17 protein-coding genes are annotated in these 22,984 nt (G+C 36.8%); 8 read left to right on the top strand and 9 right to left on the bottom strand.

All coding sequences use genetic code 11. The annotated features are described in order from the left end of the window. Positions 1–548 precede the first annotated feature (548 nt). The 3 genes from SP041_RS18930 (at position 549) to SP041_RS18940 (ending at position 4,037) form a co-directional block, all read left to right on the top strand. Complete coding sequence (locus tag SP041_RS18930; RefSeq protein ID WP_137297992.1) at positions 549–1,373, top strand: MIP/aquaporin family protein; 825 nt, start codon at positions 549–551, stop codon at positions 1,371–1,373. Positions 1,374–1,453: 80 nt separating this feature from the next. Further along, entirely contained in the window at positions 1,454–2,983 is a 1,530-nt protein-coding gene (glpK, locus tag SP041_RS18935) for a glycerol kinase GlpK (RefSeq protein WP_025563607.1), read from the top strand. 274 nt (positions 2,984–3,257) lie between these two features. Next, positions 3,258–4,037 (top strand): DeoR/GlpR family transcriptional regulator, encoded by a 780-nt coding sequence (locus SP041_RS18940; protein WP_025563608.1) that lies wholly within the window; start codon positions 3,258–3,260, stop codon positions 4,035–4,037. A gap of 874 nt (positions 4,038–4,911) precedes the next feature. On the opposite strand, the gene glpQ is transcribed toward SP041_RS18940, so the two are convergent. The 4 genes from glpQ to SP041_RS21095 form a co-directional block, all read right to left on the bottom strand. Continuing rightward, complete coding sequence (gene glpQ, locus SP041_RS18945; RefSeq protein WP_025565327.1) at positions 4,912–5,991, bottom strand: glycerophosphodiester phosphodiesterase; 1,080 nt, start codon at positions 5,989–5,991, stop codon at positions 4,912–4,914. Between the two features lie 174 nt (positions 5,992–6,165). Next, entirely contained in the window at positions 6,166–7,539 is a 1,374-nt protein-coding gene (gene glpT, locus SP041_RS18950; RefSeq protein ID WP_025565328.1) for a glycerol-3-phosphate transporter, read from the bottom strand. 662 nt (positions 7,540–8,201) lie between these two features. Then, positions 8,202–8,624 carry a hypothetical protein gene (locus SP041_RS20930; RefSeq protein WP_081695410.1) on the bottom strand — a complete coding sequence of 141 codons (423 nt, stop codon included), beginning with the start codon at positions 8,622–8,624 and terminating at the stop codon, positions 8,202–8,204. A 20-nt stretch (positions 8,625–8,644) separates the two neighbouring features. After that, positions 8,645–10,525, bottom strand: coding sequence for a DUF1566 domain-containing protein (locus tag SP041_RS21095; RefSeq protein ID WP_205961223.1), 1,881 nt, complete (start codon positions 10,523–10,525; stop codon positions 8,645–8,647). Between the two features lie 544 nt (positions 10,526–11,069). Between SP041_RS21095 and betI the strand changes: the two genes are divergently transcribed. The 5 genes from betI to SP041_RS18980 all read left to right on the top strand — a co-directional run bounded on the left by betI (position 11,070) and on the right by SP041_RS18980 (position 16,975). Continuing rightward, entirely contained in the window at positions 11,070–11,678 is a 609-nt protein-coding gene (betI, locus tag SP041_RS18960) for a transcriptional regulator BetI (RefSeq protein WP_025565329.1), read from the top strand. After that, positions 11,666–13,132, top strand: coding sequence for a betaine-aldehyde dehydrogenase (betB, locus tag SP041_RS18965; RefSeq protein ID WP_025565330.1), 1,467 nt, complete (start codon positions 11,666–11,668; stop codon positions 13,130–13,132). The genes betI and betB overlap by 13 nt, the downstream gene beginning before the upstream one ends. Before the next feature lie 2 nt (positions 13,133–13,134). After that, the gene (betA, locus tag SP041_RS18970) at positions 13,135–14,826 is read left to right on the top strand and encodes a choline dehydrogenase (protein WP_025565331.1); all 1,692 of its coding nucleotides are present in this window, start codon (positions 13,135–13,137) and stop codon (positions 14,824–14,826) included. Positions 14,827–15,109: 283 nt separating this feature from the next. Beyond that, the gene (locus SP041_RS18975; RefSeq protein WP_025565332.1) at positions 15,110–16,327 is read left to right on the top strand and encodes a choline transporter; all 1,218 of its coding nucleotides are present in this window, start codon (positions 15,110–15,112) and stop codon (positions 16,325–16,327) included. 168 nt (positions 16,328–16,495) lie between these two features. Further along, positions 16,496–16,975: a MarR family transcriptional regulator gene (locus SP041_RS18980; protein WP_025565334.1), complete on the top strand. Its 480-nt coding sequence runs from the start codon at positions 16,496–16,498 to the stop codon at positions 16,973–16,975. 147 nt (positions 16,976–17,122) lie between these two features. Here SP041_RS18980 and SP041_RS18985 read toward each other — a convergent pair whose 3' ends face one another. From SP041_RS18985 to SP041_RS19000, 5 genes are all read right to left on the bottom strand, one after another. Beyond that, positions 17,123–17,959 carry a nitrate- and nitrite sensing domain-containing protein gene (locus tag SP041_RS18985; protein ID WP_025565335.1) on the bottom strand — a complete coding sequence of 279 codons (837 nt, stop codon included), beginning with the start codon at positions 17,957–17,959 and terminating at the stop codon, positions 17,123–17,125. A 22-nt stretch (positions 17,960–17,981) separates the two neighbouring features. Then, the gene (locus tag SP041_RS18990; protein ID WP_025565336.1) at positions 17,982–19,148 is read right to left on the bottom strand and encodes a methyl-accepting chemotaxis protein; all 1,167 of its coding nucleotides are present in this window, start codon (positions 19,146–19,148) and stop codon (positions 17,982–17,984) included. A gap of 304 nt (positions 19,149–19,452) precedes the next feature. Continuing rightward, a complete protein-coding gene (locus SP041_RS21280) occupies positions 19,453–20,433 on the bottom strand; it encodes an esterase-like activity of phytase family protein (RefSeq protein ID WP_346763652.1) in 981 nt (326 codons plus the stop codon). Beyond that, complete coding sequence (locus tag SP041_RS21285; RefSeq protein ID WP_240791508.1) at positions 20,405–20,866, bottom strand: hypothetical protein; 462 nt, start codon at positions 20,864–20,866, stop codon at positions 20,405–20,407. Before SP041_RS21285 ends, SP041_RS21280 begins: the two co-directional genes overlap by 29 nt. A gap of 109 nt (positions 20,867–20,975) precedes the next feature. Continuing rightward, the gene (locus SP041_RS19000) at positions 20,976–22,625 is read right to left on the bottom strand and encodes a diguanylate cyclase (RefSeq protein WP_240791509.1); all 1,650 of its coding nucleotides are present in this window, start codon (positions 22,623–22,625) and stop codon (positions 20,976–20,978) included. Positions 22,626–22,984 lie beyond the last annotated feature (359 nt).

Genomic DNA, 22,984 nt, shown 5'->3' on the forward strand with positions numbered 1-22,984 from the left:
TATTCAGATATGAATACAGCGAGGCTGTCGATTAGTGATTATATAAATGGCTATTACAATCGATATCGCCCACATCAGTTTAACGGCGGATTTTCACCATTAGCAGCAGAGAAAGAAAACGTAAAAATCTCTAACAAGATGGCCAGTTTTACTTGACCACTACAACAATCTTCGATTTTGTTAATTTAGAGGCGTATATGAACATTTATTTCATCGATAAATGTTCATCGTTCTATACTAATCATTTAATTCAGTGAATAAACAAACTTTATCCCCCCTTCATATCCGACCATTCTTTTGCCTACCTTATTTAGATAGCACTTTTAACAAATAACAGAGCAAAAATTAGAGCTATTAACACTTAATAATCATTTATCCTTTACATTTCACAAAATACTCGAAATCGAATCAAAAATACTACAAATGCTCGATTAAATACAAAACATGACCGAACGCTCAAAATAAAACCTTTTATGTAGCTAAATTGTTAATGATAAGTATCTTTGTGCACATCAAATCGAACTTAAATATTTATACAATGAAAGGGAATAGAGATGAATAAACAACATTCGTTACTCGGTAAATGCATCGCAGAATTTATAGGCACAGCCCTATTAATATTTTTTGGTGTTGGGTGTGTCGCTGCATTAGTATTAGCAGGTGCAAGTTTTGGACAATGGGAAATCAGTATCATGTGGGGTATGGGTGTAGCGATTGCTATTTACTGTACTGCAGGTGTTTCTGGGGCGCACATTAACCCAGCAGTAACGATTGCATTAGCTTTATTTCATGGGTTCGGAAAAGAAAAAGTACTGCCTTATATCATATCGCAACTGCTAGGTGCATTCTGCTCAGCAGCCTTAATTTACGCACTTTACAGTAACTTATTTACTGATTACGAAATTGCACATGGCTTTTTACGTAGTAGTGAAGCTGCTTTATCAACTGCGGGTATATTCTCAACTTACCCTCACCCATCAATATCAATGTTTGGTGCATTTTCAGTAGAGTTTGTTATTACAGCTGTATTGATGTTTGTTATTTTAGCACTCGGTGATGAAAATAATGGCGCGCCACGTGGTGCATTGAATCCTGTTTTAATTGGTGTATTAATCGCAGTGATCGGTGGTTCATTAGGTCCACTAACAGGTTTTGCAATGAATCCAGCACGTGACTTTGGTCCAAAATTATTTGCTTACCTAGCAGGATGGGACTTTGCTTTAACAGGTGCAAAAGAAATTCCTTACTTTATTGTTCCAATCTTAGCGCCTATCTTCGGTGCATGTTTTGGCGCATGGATATACCCGAAAGTGATTTCTCCATACCTACCTGAAACAGGCCATGGTTGTACTATTCCAAATGAATGTGATTAAGAATATTTAGATATCAATTAAACCAAACATTATAAAAGAGCAGAGTTATCTGCTCAACATTAAACAAAGAGGAAAATGTAATGACAGATAAAAAATATATTGTGGCACTAGACTCAGGCACAACAAGTTCTCGCGCAGTGATCCTTGATCATGATGCAAATATTGTCAGTGTTTCTCAACGTGAATTTACACAAATTTATCCACATTCAGGATGGGTAGAACATGACCCAATGGAAATTTATGCGACACAAAGTGGTGTACTAACTGAAGCATTAGCAAAAGCAAGTATTAGCAGTGATCAAGTCGAAGCTATTGGTATCACTAACCAACGTGAAACTGCCATTGTATGGAACAAAGAAACAGGCAAGCCAGTTTATAATGCGATTGTATGGCAGTGTCGTCGTACGGCAAGCATCTGTGAAGAACTAAAAGCACAGGGTTTAGAAGAATACATACGTGAAAATACAGGCTTAATGCTTGACCCATATTTCTCAGGCACCAAAATTAAATGGATATTAGATAATGTAGAAGGCGCGCGTGAAGATGCAGAAGCTGGAAAATTATTATTTGGTACCGTTGATACGTGGTTAATTTGGAAAATGACACAAGGAAAAGTGCACGTAACTGACTACACCAATGCATCACGTACTATGTTATTCAACATCAACACATTAGAGTGGGATGACAAACTATTAAAAGATTTCGGTATTCCAAAATCAATGATGGCCGAGGTGAAAAGCTCTTCAGAAGTTTACGGTAAAACGAACATTGGTGGTAAAGGTGGAACGCGTATCCCTATTGCCGGTATTGCTGGTGACCAACAGGCTGCATTGTACGGGCACATGTGTGTAGAAAAAGGTCAAGCAAAAAACACTTACGGTACAGGTTGTTTCTTGTTAATGAATACAGGTAAAGAAAAAATAACATCGACACATGGTCTATTAACCACCATAGCTTGTGGCCCTAGAGGTGAAGCAGCTTACGCTCTGGAAGGTGCAGTATTCATGGGTGGCGCTTCAATCCAATGGCTTCGTGATGAAATGAAATTGATCTCAGATGCTAAAGATTCAGAGTACTTTGCAACTAAAGTTGATTCATCAAATGGTGTTTATGTGGTACCTGCCTTTACTGGTTTAGGTGCACCTTATTGGGACCCGTATGCTCGTGGAACCATTGTAGGCCTAACACGAGGTACTAATTCTAATCATATTATTCGTGCGACATTGGAAAGTATTGCTTACCAAACACGTGATGTACTTGATGCAATGCAAGCAGATTCAAATATTCAATTAGCGTCATTACGTGTTGATGGTGGTGCGGTTGCAAATAATTTTTTAATGCAGTTCCAGTCTGATGTACTAAATACCGCTGTTCATCGACCAGCAGTGACTGAAATGACAGCATTAGGCGCTGCTTACCTTGCCGGTATTGCCGTTGGATACTGGGACGGTTTAGAAGAATTATCTGATAAGGCAACAATTGAACGCTCTTTTGAACCTAAAGCAGTGCAAGAAAAACGTCAACAGCGTTACAACGGTTGGAAGCGTGCCGTTAAGTGTGCGATGGTCTGGGCAGATCTTCATAATGAAAATAACGAAGATACGCCATAAATAGCGAATAATGACTTAACGCTTCTATACGGTTCAGTTATTAAGCAACCTAAACCAATATAAAAGAGCATTCATAGGATGCTCTTTTTCGATACTCCTTCCTTCCTAATGCTCAAAAAATATTAACAAAATGAAAATAAATAATACAACTTGTTGATAATCGAAACTAAAATACTACTTACCACTCAAAAAAATTGTAATTTCTTGCTATTCGCTTTAGTCGCAGTAAACTTGATTTATTACATTTCGGCAGAGATACAAGGAGTAATATTTAGTGAAGCAGACAACCAGGCACCAAGAAATTGTCAACCTAGTACAAAAAAATGGATATGTTAGTACAGATAGTCTTGTTGACCACTTTAAGGTTAGCCCCCAGACTATTCGCCGAGATCTTAATGAACTTGCAGGTGAAAATAAAATTCGCCGCCACCACGGTGGTGCAACAACACAACAAAGCTCTGTAAACACCTCTTATAGCGCTCGTAAAGTAATGCAACTTAACGAGAAAGACTCCATTGCAGAAGCCTTAGTAAAATATATTCCAAACGGTGCTACTTTGTTTATTGATATTGGTACCACTCCAGAATCAATTGCCAAAGAACTCGTTAAAAACCACAAAGGCCTTCGTGTTGTTACTAACAATATTAATGTTGCAGGTATTTTAATGGGTAATAAAGACTTTAAAGTTATCCTAGCCGGTGGTGAAGTACGTAATAGAGATGGTGGTATTGTTGGAGAAGCGACGTTAGACTTCATCAAACAATTTCGTTTAGATTTTGGCATTTTAGGGATTAGTGGTATTGATTACGACGGCTCTCTATTAGACTTTGATTACCATGAAGTACGCGTGAAACAAGCTATTATAGAAAATAGCCGTAGTATTTATCTTGCGGTAGACCATACAAAATTTGGTCGTAATGCGATGGTGAATTTAGGTAATATCAGCGAAATAGATATGTTGATAACCGATTTGCCACCACCAGATGAAATTGTAGCCATTCTAAAAGAACACGATATCCCGTATGAAGTAACATCAGCAAAAACAACGCTATAGAGTATTATAAGGCGCTATAGTTCATATAGTTCATATAGTTCATATAGTTCGGTGAAATGATTATACAAAGTAAAATCTGAATATAATCATTTCATTGTTTAACCTCCACTCTGGTTAATGAAAGCGGAATTACATTTAAAATCATAAGGTACTATTTTTTACTAGTCCGTGCCGTTAGTTTTGCGTAGTTCAAGGCTAATTATTTAAGTAATAACGGGTTATTGAAAAATAATTTAACACAGAAATCCGCGGAAATAGTGGTGTTGTATCGCTTTGCTTATCCAGAACTGAGGTGATTTATCTTACCGTTAACATCTCTTTTTTTATACCAATGGAATTAAATAAGTGATCAGAGATTGCGCAGGAAAAATTAACACTAATAAGGCGTGAGTTGTAGGGGATAGTTGTTCTCACTTCAAAACTCACAACGCAGTTAGGGGTAATTTTAACCAGCAAGAATGATCACCTTATTAATTCTTTTGGTATTAGTGCCGTATCAGGCCGAGTCGCGTTAACCAACCTAGTCACTATTTGTTCAAGCGCTACCTTTCTAACGTCTAATAATGATTGCTTAGATAAGAATCCAACATGCGGGGTAACGATGACATCGTCCATTCCTATTAATTGACTACCGCAACCATTGTCAGCAGTTAACTCGTTTTCACCGCCCTATCTACTTTTAATACATTAGAATAAACAATGCAGCTTCAGTTATTAATAATCAAAGGGGGGTAATTAGGTGAGTCGAAAAGAAGAACGAGAGGTATTCTACAGGCTAAAAACATACCGGAAGCTGAGTAATAAACTCAGTGAAAAGATAACAATCCCTTAATATATTAAACGATTGTTATCTTTAAAATACGTACGCTTTATATTACTGCTTATTTTCTTTTAAGAAGTTAACGGCGCGATCTGGAAAATCTGTAAATACACCATCAACACCCGCTTTGTTGTAGAAAATATCTAACAAATCTTCAAAGTTTTCTGCATATTGAGGGATTCGTCCCTCATCTAATCTAAACGTGTATGGGTGTACTTGCATCCCCGCTTTATGTGCATCTTTAACCAGAGAAGTGAAAACAAGGTGCCCTTTCGTTGATTCAGGTGCAACTACCATTGGTTTCCATGGACCCACACCATCAGCATAGGTTGCAATTTCTTTCATTGCTCCAGACTTGAACATCCAATCATAATTATAATCGACCGATTTTCCGTCTACATATTCCTTTGTTTCGCCCCAGCTCGTTTCAGCCATTAACTGTACTAACTTTATATCCATTGCTAATTTAGGCATTAATTCAGTTTTAATACGCTTCAATTCATTTGTATCAAATGACTGAAGATAGACGCGAGAAGACTTATTGGTGTAATCATATTTTTTAAGCACTTTTAATACGGCAGTACTAATATCTTTACCTTCATGACGATGGAACCAAGGCGCTTTTATTTCAAGATAAAGACCAATATCATTACCAGTACTAGCATTTAACCCTTGAATTAATTCGATTTCATTTTCTAAAGTATGTACTTGAAAGTGAGATTGACCAAGCGGAAAACGCGCTGGATAATCAGCTGATTTTTTACCCTCTTTAACATTAAATGCTTCAGTCATTTCCAACTTTTCGATTTCAGCGAACGTAAAATCAATCGCATAGTATCGACCATCTTCACGCTTACGATCAGGGTAAACATCAGCCACATTTGTTACGCGATCTAAATAGTGATCATGTAGTACCACTAACTTATCATCTTTTGTCATCACTACATCTTGCTCGATGTAATCAACACCCATTGCATAGGCCATTGATTTAGCTGCCATAGAATGTTCTGGTAAGTAACCGCTTGCACCACGATGCGCCACAACGATTTTATCTGCATAGGTATAGCTAACGATAGGTAATGAGATGACGATACCTAATAACAGTTTTTTTAGGCTTGGTAATTGTGTAAACATAGTTTAATTAACCCTTATAGTTTAATAACTTTTTTAATAAATGATTTAATAAATTTTATGATTCGTTTTCCTGATGTTAAACATATTGAGATAGCTAAAAATAAAGCCTGTATTAAGTATAAATATCTCAATACAGGCTTTGTTCAATCAAGATATTAATGCATCAGTTTACCCTTAGGCTTCTTTTGCATTCTCTTGATCTATTTTGCGTTGTTTATGTATCTTATTCTCGCCAAACATCGCTAAGATAAGAAACAGTATAGATAAAACACATGAAAGAATAATGACAAGGAAGCCACCATCCCATCCAAAGTGATCAACAGTGTAACCTAATAAGGCATTAGCTGCGACGGCACCACCAAGGTATCCGAATAGACCGGTTAATCCCGCTGCAGTACCAGCTGCTTTTTTAGGTGCAAGTTCAAGTGCGTATAAACCAATTAACATCACTGGACCATAAATTAAGAAGCCAATAGAGATTAAAGCCAGCATATCAACGGTAGGGTTACCTGCTGGATTTAACCAATAAACAAGTACAGCAACCGTCACTAAGACCATAAATAAGATACCGGCAGGTGCTCTACGTCCTTTGAATAACTTATCTGAGATTAAACCACATAATAATGTGCCTGGAATACCAGCCCATTCATATAGGAAGTATGCCCATGAAGATTTATCAACAGAGAATTCTTTCACTTCACTTAAATAAACAGGAGCCCAATCCAATACACCGTAACGGATTAAGTAAACAAACGCGTTTGCAATTGCAATAAACCATAGCAATTTATTGTTGAATACATACTTAAAGAAAATTTCTTTTGCAGACATTTCTTGTTCGAAAGACTTATCATAATTATCAGGATAATCATCTTTATATTCTTCAATCGCAGGTAAACCACAAGATTGCGGTGTGTCTTTCATTGTTAAGTAGGTAAAAGCAGCAACAAGTAATGCAAAGAAAGCAGGTACATAAAATGCCGCGCGCCAGTCATCGTTAAATGCCCACAAACCTAATAGGAATAATGGACCGATTAAACCACCACCTACGTTATGCGCAACATTCCAAATCGAAACGATACCACCACGTTCTTTATGTGACCACCAATGTACCATTGTACGCCCACAAGCAGGCCACCCCATTCCTTGAAACCAACCGTTAAGAAATAAAAGAATAAACATGGCAGTAATACTACCCGTTGCCCATGGCATAAAACCAAAACACAACATAACTAATGCTGACATCACCAAACCTGTCACCATAAAGTAACGTGGATTAGAGCGGTCAGATATATTGCCCATAATAAACTTAGATAAACCGTAAGCGATAGAGACAGAAGCCAATACAACACCCAGATCACCACGGCTATAACCGTATTCTTCGATGAGGAAAGGCATTGCTAAACTAAAGTTTTTACGTACTAAATAATAACCAGCATAACCGATGAAAATACTTAAGAATAATTGCCAGCGAAGACGTTTATAGAGAGGATCGATTTGATTTTCAGGCAGACGGTCAATATGCGCCACAGGCCTAAATAAATTTAACATAGGTGGTTCCTTGGGATAAATGTTACTTGTATTAGAATAATTTCTTTGATTTCCCCATGATATTAATAACGTTAATCTCATGGCTATTTTTTGCAGGCGCGATTATCACGCGAACGAACAAAAAATAATGATAAACAGATCACATTCGAGCATGAAATGATTTAAATCAATAAAAATATTCAACATTGTGATATACAAAGCAACTAAATTTGCTCTAAAAACAAACATATTGAATAAAATAAAAAAAGTTCGATAAGAAACAAAAAGGAAAATTTTGTTTTGGGGAGCAGCAAGGGTTATAACACTTGAAATTCGTTCAAGACTAAACACAACAGATCAAATGATGTACTAAAAAGCAAAGTACTATTAATCACAGGATATTTATGAGAATTCCTCATTAATTATGATTAATGAATAACTGAAGACTGACGATTAGCCATTCATGAAAAGGTTGAAATAAGTGCAAAGAAAGGAATTAGTGATATATGAATGAAATACGACTATCGATACTTGTTTGTTATTAAAATTACAAATAAGTATCGATAGTCACTATTGTTTAGACCCTGTAAATAAGGCTTTTTTTTACAGAATTTATATTGAGCAATAGCTATTTTAGCGTTATTACTTCATTAAACTTCCTTCGGTAATACGACTTTGGTAAATCACTTTGGAGGATCTGTTGGTGCTTCGTCGGCAGTCAGATAACCATCACCGTTTTGATCAAGAGATTGAAAACGTTTTGCTCTTCCTTTGAACTCTTCGATTGAAACTTTATTATCATGGTTTTTATCAAACCTCTCAATGAATCGCATATTACGATGGTTCGCATTGTTGCTAGGCTTATTATTGTTTATTGAATGATTGTTTATCGTCGCGTTTTTAGTTGAATCGTTATTAGCAGAACCGTTACGCTTAGAGTAAGTATGAACTGTTTTTTCAGATACTTGGGCAGAAGCATCGACTATACCTCCCCTTACACTGCGTACATAGTTATTCACTCTAATCATATCGCCTTGCGGCCCTCTAGACATCGCTTCGCCTGTTTTAGGATCACTTCGCTGAGCGCCTGCGCCATGAACATCCATAATACTGCCTCGCATTTTTCCTAACGACTTTCCAAAAGCAACATAGACGGCATTTTTTCTGGCACTGGCCCATCAAGGTGAGTCGTTGAGCTCCAATAATATGGATAATCTTTTTCTCCACCTTCATTTTTAATAGTAGACGTTTGAAATACTGAATCGATAGCAGCAGAGTTCGAGGTTGCTGGCGAGCGACTATAATCAACAATACTTTGTAGTTCTTTGGCATTAGGTAATCGCCAATCGTCATGCCCGCCTAATGTTAGGTTATTAGAATATGTTAAAGCATCTTGCCAATTCATGCCTTTATCGCTATCTGCGGTTTGCCACATTAAGCCCGTTGCAGTATCTGTAATGGTGCCATCATTGTTATCAACAAAGTGATTTTCACCGTAGCCTTCATTACCTCTCACAAACCTAAAGTACATTTTATTAGGCTCTTTGGTACGAGGGTTAAACTTTGGATAGCCTTTAATACGCCCATCAACAAAGTTAACACCAAACACTGTTTTATCACCTTTCATCGTTGTTGATACATATTCAGTGCTACTCCACACTTGAGCATCAATTTCTCGTTCCCCTTGGTTTACATCGCCTAGTGGTTGCGCAAAGTAATCAGTATCGATAAATGGTGTAATAGCTGACTCACCTTTAACTGAACCAGTAAATTGAATTAAAGAATAAAGCTCTTTAACATTAGCGATACGCCAATCACTATGACCCCCTAAGTTAAAGCTTTTAACTGCTTCTAATGCTTCTTGATAAGATAGTTTTTTAGTTAACCCTTGTTGCCACATTAATTGCGTTACGTTATCTGTAATCGTGCCGTCATTATTGTTCGTGTAAGAAGGACTATTAATGATAAAACTAGCATCTTGCCCGAAGAAACGTTCTCTTTCGCTAGGATCTGCAATCACACCATTATTGCTATAAAACGTAGTTTGCCCTGTATCAACCACCTGGTAGATATAAGTTTCTTTGCTAGAGTTTGATGCAACTGTACTATTTTGAATGCCACTATTTTGATGATGAAGTATCATCAAGTCTTCACCAAAAATGACATGACCAGAGTAATTTTTTCGAATCGCTTTCAAGCTCGCTTCTTCGTTTACATTACCAGTATTAAAATGGGTATAAACTACGTTTTTTACGTTTGCTTTGTTAGCCATTTTACTTGAATCAGCTAAGTCTAAATGTGCACGTTGACGTGTATTTTTACCTTTTTTACCGTCATTGTTACCTTGCCTTTTTTTCGCATTGTTTTGTTTACCATTAGCGTTTTGCATCACCATGCCGCCTGAATCTATTATCATAAAATCAGCGTTTTTAGCTAACCTTGGTAATTTATCTGAATAGGTAAGATCACCGGTGATCACAATAGACTGCCCTTTGTAATCAAAACGATAAGCAATAGTATGAATAGTATGTGGCACCTCTACTGTGCTCACTTTAATATCCCCCACCTTAAATGATTCACCACCTTGTATATCTTTAACATCGAATGCTTTTTTACGATCAGCAAGTGTTCGTTGGGTCTTGCCTAAGCGATATTCGATATCTTGTTGGTAAAGATCTAAGTTTGTCTCCGTTAATTTAACGGTATTAGGTGGACCAACAATGGTAAAGTTATTACGTCCCATTAAAGAATTAATTAAAATTGGTACAAATTCTTCATTATGATCAAGATGATGATGAGTAAAAAACAAGCTTGATAAATCACGAATTTCAATACCTAAACGATGTAAATTAGCCTGAGTACCATTCCCCATATCGACAAGAATCTTAGTTTCTCCTGCGCTAACTAATACACTCGCACTCGCCCTATTTTCGTTATATTTAGGCGAGCCAGACCCAACAATAGTCGCTGTCAGTAAATCTTCAGCATTTACGGTATTGACTAACATCGTGTTCAGTATAAAAAGCCCAACTATTATTTTTATTTTTCTCATCATCGCCTCTATTTGATTACATGTATTCGGATACATTCCATTTTCAGTTAAACAGACTATAAAACTAAAATGAGTAAGCATTATGGAGAAAAGAAGAAAATTTCCTCCATAATATGTATCAAGATCTCTATTTGTCCATATACATTAAAACCAATGTTTCTTTGTTCATGTTGAATAAAATATAATCAAACATGCAAAGTAATACGATTAAGTCTTATCTTTTTAGATTTAATAATAGTTACGACTAAAACTATTATTAAACAAGTTAATCGACTAAACATCAGCCTATAAAAACCATTACAACACCCCACCACAAGCGGATTAAAGCAACAAAACAATCAAAATGTAACCAGTTAGTTAAAGCAATGAATAAACTTATAACATCAACACTCTTTAAATTAACACTTGATAGTTAGTGCACTAATCATTAGGATCGTTATTAATTGAACGTTCAATTAATAACGTTTTATGAAGAATAAAAATAATAAGGAAGTTATTTATGGCGAGGCCAGCGGTCAAAGAAGTTAGACAACAACAACTGATCGATGCGACATTAATGTCGGTAGAGCGCCATGGTTTACAACACACTACTATCAACACAATCAGTGCAATGGCAGGTATGTCATCTGGTATCATTAGTCATTATTTTGGTGGTAAACAAGGTTTAATCGAAGCCGCTCTTAAGTATCTCCTCGACCAATTAAAACACGCATTATTGAGCAGAATTTCAGGTAAAAATCTGTCTCCAATAGATCGTTTATCAATGATTGTTGAAGCAAATTTCACTGAATTACAACGATCTAGTGCTGCCACTAAAACATGGTTAAGTTTTTGGTCTCAAGCCATGCATGAGCCTGGTCTAGCAAGATTACAAAATATCAATAGTAAACGTTTATATAGCAACCTGCTTTTTTGCTTTAAACAGCTATTATCTAATACTGCTGCGACGAATGCAGCCAAACAAACAGCAGCTGTGATTGACGGTTTCTGGTTAAGAAGCGCCTTAAGCTCGACACCAGAAGAAGAATTCAAACAAGCTCAAATTTTATCTAAAGCCTTTATTAATACTGTTCTTACACAGTATGGAGAAAATCAATGTCATCATTAATCGTTTATCAAAATTATGTCCATGGTCAATATATTGCGAATGGTACTGGCGAAACATTTGAAGTCATTAACCCAGCAACGGGTGAAGTTAGTTACTTAGTAGAAACAGCAACTGAAGCGGTACAACAAGCAGCAATTGCGAGTTCAAAAACAGGATTTGCAACGTGGTCAAAAATGACTGCAATGGAGCGTAGTCGCATCTTATTTAAAGCTGTTGCTTTATTACGCGAACACAATGACGAACTTGCTGCAGGTGAAGTATTAGACACAGGTAAGCCATTACAAGAAGCAATTGAAGTCGATATTGTTACGGGTGCTGACTCAATCGAATTTTTTGCAGGGCTAGCGCCAAGTATCGAGGGTAACCAACAAACGGTTGGTGATGACTTCTACTACACACGTCGTGAACCATTAGGTATTTGTGCAGGTATTGGTGCTTGGAACTATCCATTACAGATTGCTTGTTGGAAAGCAGCGCCGGCTTTAGCTTGCGGTAACGTAATGATTTTTAAACCTTCAGAAGAAACCCCACGCGGCGCAATGCGTTTAGCAGAAATTTTCACTGAAGCAGGTATTCCTGATGGCGTATTTAACGTTGTTCAAGGTGATGGACGTGTTGGCGCATGGTTAACCGGTAATGAAGATATTGCAAAAGTATCTTTCACTGGTGAAGTGGGTACTGGTAAAAAAGTAATGGCAGCAGCCGCAAGTTCATTAAAAGAAGTCACGATGGAATTAGGCGGTAAATCACCGTTAATCATCTTTAATGATGCTGATGTTGAGAATGCCGTTTCTGCAGCGATGCTAGGTAACTTCTACACACAAGGTGAAGTGTGTACTAACGGTACACGTGTCTTTGTTCAGAAAGAACTCTACCCTCAATTTATTAAGCGTTTAGTAGAGCGTACAGAGCAAAACATCATCTGTGGCGATCCAATGAATCCAGAAACAAACTTTGGTGCATTGATTTCAAAAGACCACCAGCAAAAAGTATTAGACTACATTGAAATCGGTAAAAAAGAAGGTGCAACCTTATTAACAGGCGGTAAAGCATTACAACCTGAAAGCGCACCAAACGGTTTCTTTGTTGCTCCTACTATTTTCACAGACTGTACGGATCAAATGACCCTGTCTAAAGAAGAAATCTTCGGGCCTGTGATGTCAGTACTCACCTTTACTGACGAAGAAGAAGTAGTTGAACGCGCAAACGATACTCGCCTTGGTTTAGCGGCAGCAGTATTTACGCAAGACATCACGCGCGCACACCGTGTAATACACCAAATTCAAGCGGGTATTTGTTGGATCAACGCTTATGGTGCATCACCTGCTGAAATGCCAGTAGGCGGTTACAAAATGTCAGGTATTGGCCGCGAAAATGGCAGTGAGACATTAAAAGCTTATACCCAAATTAAAGCGGTATATGTTGGTATGCAAAATCTTGAAAGCCCATTTTAAGGATGACTATGACTACAACAAACTATGATTATATTATTGTGGGTGCAGGCAGCGCAGGTTGTGTACTTGCAAACCGTTTATCAGAAAATGCTAATAATAAAGTACTACTACTAGAAACGGGTGGCAGTGATAAGAGCATTTTTATTCAAATGCCGACTGCATTATCCATTCCGATGAACACCAAGAAATATGCTTGGCAGTTTGAAACAGAAGCAGAACCGTTTTTGAATAACCGTCGTATGCATTGCCCTCGCGGTAAAGTATTAGGCGGTTCTTCATCAATCAACGGTATGGTTTATGTTCGTGGTCATGCTCGTGATTTTGACGAGTGGCAACAAGCTGGCGCTGAAAACTGGGATTATGCACATTGCTTACCTTATTTTAAGAAAGCAGAGACTTGGTCATTTGGCGGTAATGAATACCGTGGTGACTCAGGTCCACTAGCCGTTAATAACGGTAACAACATGAAAAACCCACTATACCAAGCATTTGTTGATGCAGGTGTAGATGCAGGATATTTAGCAACAGCTGACTACAATGCAGAACAGCAAGAAGGTTTCGGCCCAATGCACATGACCGTTAAAAATGGCGTACGTTGGTCCACGGCAAATGCTTATTTAAGACCTGCTATGAAACGAAGCAACTTAACAGTGGTAACACACGCTCTCGTACACAAAGTATTGCTTGAAGATAAAAAAGCAGTCGGTGTTCGTTACCAAGTTAAAGATAAAGTAATTGACGTACTGTGTAATAAAGAAGTCTTACTCAGTGCCGGTTCAATTGGTTCGCCACATATTCTTCAGTTATCGGGTATTGGTAAAGCAGAAACATTAAAAGAAGCCGGTATTGAACAGCACCATGAATTACCTGGTGTAGGCGAAAACTTACAAGACCACCTTGAGTTTTACTTTCAGTTTAAATGTTTAAAACCAATTTCATTGAACGGTAAAATCGACCCACTGAATAAACTATTAATTGGTATGCGTTGGATCTTAAATAAATCAGGTTTAGGTGCCACTAATCACTTTGAATCATGTGGCTTCATCCGCTCAAAAGCGAGCTTAGAATGGCCAGACCTTCAATACCACTTCTTACCTGCCGCAATGCGTTATGACGGTAAAGAAGCGTTTGCAGGCCATGGTTTCCAAGTACATATTGGTCACAATAAACCGAAAAGTCGTGGCGCAGTGAAAGTTGTTTCAAACGACCCACATGCAGCACCACAAATTCAATTTAATTACTTAGCACATCAAGATGATATTGAAGGCTTTAGAGCTTGTGTTCGTTTAACACGTGAGATTATTAATCAACCGGGTTTAGATGAATATCGTGGTGAAGAGATCCAGCCTGGATTAACAATACAAACAAATGAAGAAATTGATGAGTTTGTAAGAAGCTCTGTTGAAAGTGCTTACCACCCTTCTTGTTCATGCAAAATGGGTGAAGATGAGATGGCAGTGGTGAACTCAGAAACTAAGGTGCATGGCATCGAAGGTCTTCGTGTTGTTGACTCCTCTATTTTCCCAACAATTCCTAACGGTAACCTTAACTCGCCAACGATCATGGTCGCAGAGCGTGCAGCAGATATTATTTTAGGTAACAAAATGCTAGCACCAAGCAACGCTAAAGTGACAGTGGCGGAAGATTGGCAACAAAAGCAACGATTAACAGAACCAAAACGAAAAATGAGTTAATCGCAAACTAGTTTCACTCTTAGTCAGTCGTTGGTTGCAATATCAACGACTGACTAAGATGAGGTGTAAGGTCAACCTATGCAAGCATTGCAAATGGCCTATTAAACTGCGTTATTTTTCAGGGTTTAACTATCGTCATCTAACTATGCCATTTATTGGCATTATCACTACGATACTTAAGGTTTGAGGGCAAGATTGTCTTAAAAATAATGGCGTAGCGTTTTAAAACATAAAACAAGGAATTATCTATGTTTATCAACACTATCCACTGGGAGGCTAAATAATGACTCTTTGGCTCTCGTTTGGCATCTTATTCGTTTTTGCTGCCATCGCATTTATCTTATTCCGTTGGGGTAATATGCAATGTATTGGTGTAACACCAGTACGTAAATTTACCTTTATCGCGATTCTATTTACATCAGGTTTAGATGTAGGTTTAATCATGTTTCCATTGACTGAGTTTGCAGGTTATGCCGATTTAGCCACTAGCCCTGAATATGGTTTCACTAATCCGCTCTCTATTGAGTTTGGATTTTGGGCCTTCTTGATTTGGGCTTTCTACTTTGTTACTTGTTTCTATTTTTGTGTTATTGAACCAAGAGTTAAGTTTTTTGAAATACCACTGATCAAGTTTATTAATAATGTTGTTATTATCGGTACGTGTGCCTTTACTGCCTACTTGTTGCTAACCAACTTACCTTGGTATTTACCGGGTCTTGGCGATGGCGAAAGCATTGTTGGTAGTTTCTACTTAATCGTATTCTTGGCGATCGCAGCGGCTGTATATTCAAGCACAAGCATTCGTTACGTACGTATTTTAAGTTTAGGTAGTAGCTGGTTATTTTTCGCATTGATCGTCATTATGTGGTCTGGTGCTTTCTTATCTGATAACTCAAGTGTTGGTGAGTTCTTCACAACCTTTGGTTTAATCGGTGATTACTTTGCTAATATAAATCACTTTGTATTACCACTGAATGACTACCATGAGTTTTACCTTTACTGGTGGTTCGCTTGGAGCATCATGATTGGTCAATTTACCTCTCGTTTTGTAAGTGGTATGAAAACGTATCAAGTACTAGGTGCGATGATGATATTCCCATCTATTCCAATTGCGATTTGGTTTACCGTGCTTTATTACTACAGCGTCAATGCTATTTCAACAGCAGGGTTTTATAACTTAGCAATGGTTATCGTGGGTATTACCTTTGTAATCAACTCATTAGATTCACTGGTTCGTTTATATACTGATAACTTAAACATAACAGTACAACGCTTCGGTAAAATACCTTATATCATTGGTAACATTATTTTATTAAGTGGTTTGACATTATTGTTCAAACTAAACTTTTTACAAATCCAATGGGTTGGTGCTTTAGCAATCGGCTTAATTTTAGGGTGTTTTGGTTATATGTTATTAACTCATTACCGTAAAGTAGCTAATATTGAACGTTCTCCAAAAGAGAATACAATCGACTTTACTAAAATTGAGTTGATGGATTAATAAATGATTACGCCCTTATATTAGGCATGTTTAATATTTAATATAAGGGACAGTAATACATCAATAAAAAGCAGAATAGCGAGTTTCGTTATTCTGCTTTTTTTATGATTTTACACATGAGTCTTATGATAATTTTTGTTATGCTACACAAAAAATAGAGTGAGCATTATGGAAAAGCAAGAGCAGTTATTAATTTCATTACGCAGAGTGATCAGAGCAATTAGCATACACTCACGTCAATTGAATAAAGAGTCAGGATTAACTGGCCCACAGTTATTGGTAATGAGAAAAATTGATCAACTTGAAGCGCCACTTGCAAAGCAGATCGCTCAAGAAATAACATTAAGCGCAGCGACAGTAACGACGATTATAGATCGATTAGAAGCGCGCGACTTTGTTATCAGAACCCGCAGTAAAACAGATAAACGTAAAGTGCACTTATCATTAAGTGAAGCTGGACAAGCGGTTTTAAGCTCATCACCACAGCCATTACAAGAGCACTTTATTAAACGCTATCAGCGCCTTGAAGAGTGGGAACAAAGCCAGTTACTGTCTGCCGTAGAGCGTATTGCTTCAATGATGGACGCAACGGAACTTGATGCCGCTCCAGTATTATTGGTCGGTACTATCCAAGATGCAGAGTCTTAATAAGCAATAAACACATATATCCTTTGCCATTACTTAAACGCTTTCATCAGTTAAATTCTATCAAGTAGCGATTCGCTCAATCGCTACCATTAACAACACCTACCGTCATGCCTTCACAATAACGTTGATTATGGCTTAATATTTAGTCTAAACAATTTGTTGGATTTGCTCTATTTGATGATTAAATATGGAATCTAATGCTTTAATACTATCGGTCGCTAATGCAAAATACTCATCTTGATTAATACTGATTTGCTCTGCACTAATCAACTCTCTTTCAATGGTACTACTTAAAAACTCCATTTTTAATTTAGCGACTTTTAATAACGCCTTATGTTCTCCTGTAAAACGATCAAGTGAAGATAGTTTAGGCAATGTGCTATTAATGGTTTTCTGCATGTTTTGTTGTAAAAATGATAAACGTATTTTATGAACACTCGAACATGTTTTGCTCGTAGCAACACCCGTTCCTATTGCGCGCGATTGGCCTATTATTTCAGTCGTGACAGCCAACTCTCGCCATACAAATCCAATATTAGGCAACTTAGGAAAAGACCCTGCATTTAAATGCCCTCTCTCTGCTTCATCTTCTAGTAGATAGAGTAAATTAGCGATTAACTGCGTATGTTGTTTAAAACTATTATCTGCATCTCGACCTTTATCATGCTGCTTAAGTCGCCCCCAATGATCTGTAAACGATCCCCAACGACCATTTTTATCAAGGGTACGCTGTTCTTCAAGGTACTTAATTTCACTTTTAACTTGTTGCTCAATAGTGGCTAGCAATACTTGTTTACTTTGGTCACCATTTAATAATGCAGAACTTAACCCCCGATGAGTTTGTATAGCGCTGATCAGCAATTTAATATGCGTGATGTTATCTAGCCCTTGTACGCATAATGCTTTTTGTTGTTTCGTTTTATAATGATGTAACCACACTGAAAATAAGATAATCAGTAATAAAATAATGATATAGATTTCCATATCCGTTCCTTATTCAATAATTTTAGCCAGCGATTTGTGTCAGTGACTTAAGGTGAGTCGCAACGGTTTCAGCCTGCTTTGCCACTTCGGCATTGGCCCTAGCACCTTGTACCACCAACTCAACATGTTCAGCAATTTCATTAGTAGCGAGTGTTTGTTGTTCAACATTGTCGGCAACGGTTTTTATCTTCTCCCTCACATCGAAAGTCGCTTCTTCGATTTGTTGCAATGATTGATCAACGACATCAGCTCCTTGCTCGCATTGTGTAGATTGCTCAACAACATTAGACATACTGTGGCTAATTTTATTGCCTTGATTTATCACCGAGCTCACATTTTTTACAATGCTGTCCGCCGCTTTATGTGAACGATGTGATAACGCGCGAACCTCATCTGCAACAACAGCAAAACCTCGCCCAAACTCCCCAGCTCTTGCCGCTTCAATAGATGCATTTAATGCCAATAAATTAGTTTGATCTGCAATGCCTTGAATAGATTCAGAAATCTCTGCAACGGAGTGAGCAAGTGTCATCAATAACTCAATATCATTTGTTGTTGTGTCAGCTTCAAAAGCCACTTTTTCTAAAGATATTTTTAATTCAGCAATAGAGATTCGGCCTTGTTCAGCAGTATTAAATGCATGCTCCGATGAATGATGAACGCCACTGATACGTGTATTCACTTCATTCAATGACACACTCATTTCAGTAATGGCTGCAGCCGTGGCATTCGTCGCATCTGATTGTTTTTGTACATTTTCAGTTACTGAATGTGCAGTATTAATCACTTGTATCGCAGAGTAAGAAACTTCACTCAACTTATCTTTGTTTTTATCATTAACCCGCCCAAGCTCACGATAAGAAGACGTTAATTGTTCAAGTAAACTGGCAGGCAGTAAGTTGCTTATTTTAAGCTCACGATAATCAAATGTATCGGCATTTAATGAACAAATAATCTGTTTAAAAGACTGTAATTCAGTATTTATAATCATCACTAATGCGACTGATAAATAAAGTAAAATGGCTAATTCTATTGATAATGCATGAGTTGATATTTTTTCAGGGAAATTAACAATCGTCATCTGTGTAGCGATAATGGTTAATAACACACAGAGATAAAAGCTAAGCATGGCTTTAAAGCCAACAAAATGAATAATCTTTTGTATAGGTAACGAGAATAGTTGATGCATTTTTCACTCATAACAGACAATTTATTACTTATTAGGTACAAAAAACATACCAACTCATAAGCGATTGATAAATAATAAAAATGTTTATTAAATTTATATATAAACGTGATAATTTGGTGCAAATTAACTATAAAGTGTCAGATCAGTGCATGATGAGATGATAATTAGATAAGTTAATGAATACTTTAATAAATGAGTTAATGAATTTAATTAAATAAAAAAGCTTAAGTTAATAAATGGGCTTAGCCTAACGAGTGAGCTGGTTACTCTCTATCGGCAAGGTAAGCCCCTTTCAAAGTGATATTTACTCTCCAAGTAAATTCTTTTTAATAATATAAAGGCGATTAGCATCGACCGTATTTTTATCTAAATACTTTTGTTCTAATTTTCCATCCGTTGACCAAGTAGCAAAATCATCATCATTTAATACACCTAAATGTTGGTCATCAATAATCCATAAACCTTCCATTTTATCATGTGCATAAGCCACTTCTTTGACCATATCTATCACTCGTTTTTTAGACACAGGTTTAATGCCTTTTTCAGCTAACGCATCCCAACCATTTTTCTGAACATACTGCTCTAATGTTAAGCCATCAATCAATAAACCATGGCTTTCATCTTTAGTGAACGATGAGGATAAGGCAATAGTAGAGAGTGCAGTACCAGTACTCAAGTCGATACGATAGACTTGTTTTTGTGCATTGGGATTTGCTTTTTTAGGACCACCAAGCAAGAAACTACCATCTCGTTCAATCACTAAAAATTTATTTGCCGTTAATGCTGCAATCTCAGAGTTAGCATTTTCACGTTTCTCTTGGCGATATAAATATTGTTCAGTGTGTCCATTACTTAAATTGAGACTAACGATGCGCGTAAGATCGCCTTTCTGTGCGGCTTTATCAGGGTTCTTTAAGGTAGATTGCATGATACCCACCAGCACCTTTTCATCAGGTGTAATGGCGAGTCCTTCCATACCACGATTAGCACGACGATGCTGATAGACAGCAGGTAAATGTAATGAGGTACGACTGTCATCTTTAAATGCATTGATACGGTCTATTTCGATACCATTAGCATCAAAGTGAACAATATGTGGGCCGTATTCATCACTTACCCAAAATGAGCCATCTTTTAAAGCGACTAAGCCTTCACCATCTAACCCATAATCATCTAATTTAATAGGATTTGTTGTCGCGTTATACGGTAACTGACCATTGACTAATACTGGCTTTCCATCGGCATGATAAGGTGTTTCACCTGTCCCCCCCCAATGCAGAACTATTAGGTAAACCTGAAATTAGGTGACCATCGGGACGTTTTAATAGAATATCTTTTAGCTGAACAATCTTACCACCTGGCTTTACTTCAAATAAACCAATACGAGGAGTGTAATCAGCAACAGGAAAACTCTTACCTTTACCGTATTGTCCTTGATGACTAGCATTCGGACCACGGTCTGTTAGTGCATAAAATTGATGAGTCTGTGTGGGGTGAGCCGTCATTGCTGAACCATAACCACCATTACGAATATCAAAAGGCAATTGTGTTTTTGCATCTTTTAAATCAGCGCGTAATACTGAATAGGGTAATTCACTGCCCTGCTTAGGAAAGGTCTCTAAGATCGTATCCATCTCTGTTGCACTTACATTATTAATTGAACTAAACAGAGCAACCGCTGAAAGGGCACTGACTAAACCATTTTTATTCTTTAACATGTTAAACCTTAAGAAGAGTTATTTTATTATCTCAAAGTACAAAATGAATATGACGGTTTAATGAATATTGATGATTCTTGGGTTCAAATAATGACCATTAATTGGCAACTTAAGAACGAGAGGTATAAAAATGGATAGCTTCTTGTCCTGGTACTTTTGACTTATACATCGCATGATCTGCTTTTTCGATTAACTCTTTCGATGTGCTTCCATCATCAGGAAACATCGAGATTCCAATTGATGAACCTACCTGTAAATTATGTCCATTGATTTCAATAGGATCTTTAATAGAGCTTATAATACGTTTGGCAAGCTCTAAAACTTCCTCTTTTTGAGTTGTATTATCAACTACAAAAATAAACTCATCCCCTCCTAAACGTGCCACGATATCAGATTCCCTAACGAGCACTAATAACCGACTAGCGATCGTCCTTAATAATTCATCTCCAATATTGTGCCCAAAGGTATCATTCACTAATTTAAAGCCATCTAAATCTAAAAACATGACGGCAAGTTTATTCTGTCTGCGTTGATTACTAATAATTTTTTGCCCTAAACGCTCGATTAATAGAGTGCGATTAGGTAAATCAGTTAATGCATCATAAAAAGCTAAATGTTTTAAACTTTCATCTTTATGCCAAAGATCGGTTACATCAGAGAATACGGAGACATATCGAATTGCTTTCCCCTCTTCATCTTTCACCATATTAATATTCATTTGTGCTAAAAAGGCATCGCCGCTCTTACGACGATTCCATATTTTTCCTGACCATTTCCCCTGCTCTTTTAATTCAGCCCACAATGAAATATAAAATTTTTTGTTTTGACGATAAGACTTAAGAATATGCGGTGTTAAACCAACTGTTTCTTTCGCAGAATAACCAGTGATATGAGTGAAAGCAGGGTTAACCGATAAAATAACGCCATTAACATCAGTAATTAAAATCCCATTAACCGTACTATCAAAAACACACGTTGCTAACTTTAACTGTGCTTCCGTTTCTTTTAATTCGGTGACTTCACTGGACTGAATGGCAAAACCTTTCACAGAACCGTCACTATCAAAATCGGGGATATATTGCGCTAAAATAGTACCTGTACTGCCATCCGTTTTTTTCAGAATACGTTCGAATCGCTGTGCTTTTCCTATTAACACATTATTAATATAAGGTTCGTTTAAGCGATAAAGCTCTTCTCCTGCTAGCTCCTTAAAAGAGAGGCCAATAATATCTTTAGGGTGTTGAGTATGCCATTCACTGAATGCTTTATTAGCAAATTGACAATTTAATTCTTTATCCCAATAACCAATCATATTAGGCATAGAATGAATCAATTTAGTGAAAAACTGATGTTTCTGTTGATCTGCTTGATGTTCCAATTTGGATTGTTTTAACTGTGCTTTATTACGTTGCAATAAACCATGTTGGTAAGAAATATAACTGCAAATAATAATAAATAAAAACATATCCATGATGTCCCACATATTATTAATTAAGGAATAAGTAGAAATTAAAGGCCAGATAAAAAATAGTGTGAAGGGAGTTAATAACGTAGTTATAAAGCCTGCAGAGATTCCTCCATAGAGCGTTGCTAATATAACTGCAGGGTAAAAAACAAACCAAGTAATGTCTTTCTCAATCGACTGTAATGACCAAATAAGTAATAAAGAAGCAAATAAAATTAACGTCAGCGCAATGACAAGATGTTTAACATGCCTAGAGAAAATATATTGTGCATTACCGATATTAATATTTTTCATTCCATTCATAACCATTTATTTTTTATTAGTATAAATATAGCACCTTACTAATAGATGACATTCAACAAGGACCTGTTTATTGTAATTTAAAAACTAAAAGTTCTATTGAATACATTAAAATAATTTCTTATCCCAAAATCATTTAATTTGAAATAAGAATGAAGATAAAGGAATAATTTTATTATAAGAATTTGAATGTCATTAATTATGATTTTTATTGCTTAGTATTACTTAGATATTGCTTAGACATTACATAAAAATAATAAACGGCTAGAAGTCGTTAGGGGGTAATGATTCATTGTGTTAACTCATCATCACTATATTGATACAGAGGTTAACGAGTGCTGAAAATAAAGGAT

This window comes from Psychromonas sp. SP041 (assembly GCF_000470315.2).
Taxonomy (GTDB): Bacteria; Pseudomonadota; Gammaproteobacteria; order Enterobacterales; family Psychromonadaceae; genus Psychromonas.

Coding starts and splice junctions, on each gene's coding strand:
- glpK (WP_025563607.1), top strand. CDS start 1,454: ATGACAGATAAAAAATATATTGTGGCACTAGACTCAGGCACAACAAGT.
- glpQ (WP_025565327.1), bottom strand. CDS start 5,991: ATGTTTACACAATTACCAAGCCTAAAAAAACTGTTATTAGGTATCGTC.
- glpT (WP_025565328.1), bottom strand. CDS start 7,539: ATGTTAAATTTATTTAGGCCTGTGGCGCATATTGACCGTCTGCCTGAA.
- SP041_RS20930 (WP_081695410.1), bottom strand. CDS start 8,624: ATGGATGTTCATGGCGCAGGCGCTCAGCGAAGTGATCCTAAAACAGGC.
- SP041_RS21095 (WP_205961223.1), bottom strand. CDS start 10,525: ATGTTAGTCAATACCGTAAATGCTGAAGATTTACTGACAGCGACTATT.
- betI (WP_025565329.1), top strand. CDS start 11,070: ATGGCGAGGCCAGCGGTCAAAGAAGTTAGACAACAACAACTGATCGAT.
- betB (WP_025565330.1), top strand. CDS start 11,666: ATGTCATCATTAATCGTTTATCAAAATTATGTCCATGGTCAATATATT.
- betA (WP_025565331.1), top strand. CDS start 13,135: ATGACTATGACTACAACAAACTATGATTATATTATTGTGGGTGCAGGC.
- SP041_RS18975 (WP_025565332.1), top strand. CDS start 15,110: ATGACTCTTTGGCTCTCGTTTGGCATCTTATTCGTTTTTGCTGCCATC.
- SP041_RS18980 (WP_025565334.1), top strand. CDS start 16,496: ATGGAAAAGCAAGAGCAGTTATTAATTTCATTACGCAGAGTGATCAGA.
- SP041_RS18985 (WP_025565335.1), bottom strand. CDS start 17,959: ATGGAAATCTATATCATTATTTTATTACTGATTATCTTATTTTCAGTG.
- SP041_RS18990 (WP_025565336.1), bottom strand. CDS start 19,148: ATGCATCAACTATTCTCGTTACCTATACAAAAGATTATTCATTTTGTT.
- SP041_RS21285 (WP_240791508.1), bottom strand. CDS start 20,866: ATGTTAAAGAATAAAAATGGTTTAGTCAGTGCCCTTTCAGCGGTTGCT.
- SP041_RS19000 (WP_240791509.1), bottom strand. CDS start 22,625: ATGAAAAATATTAATATCGGTAATGCACAATATATTTTCTCTAGGCAT.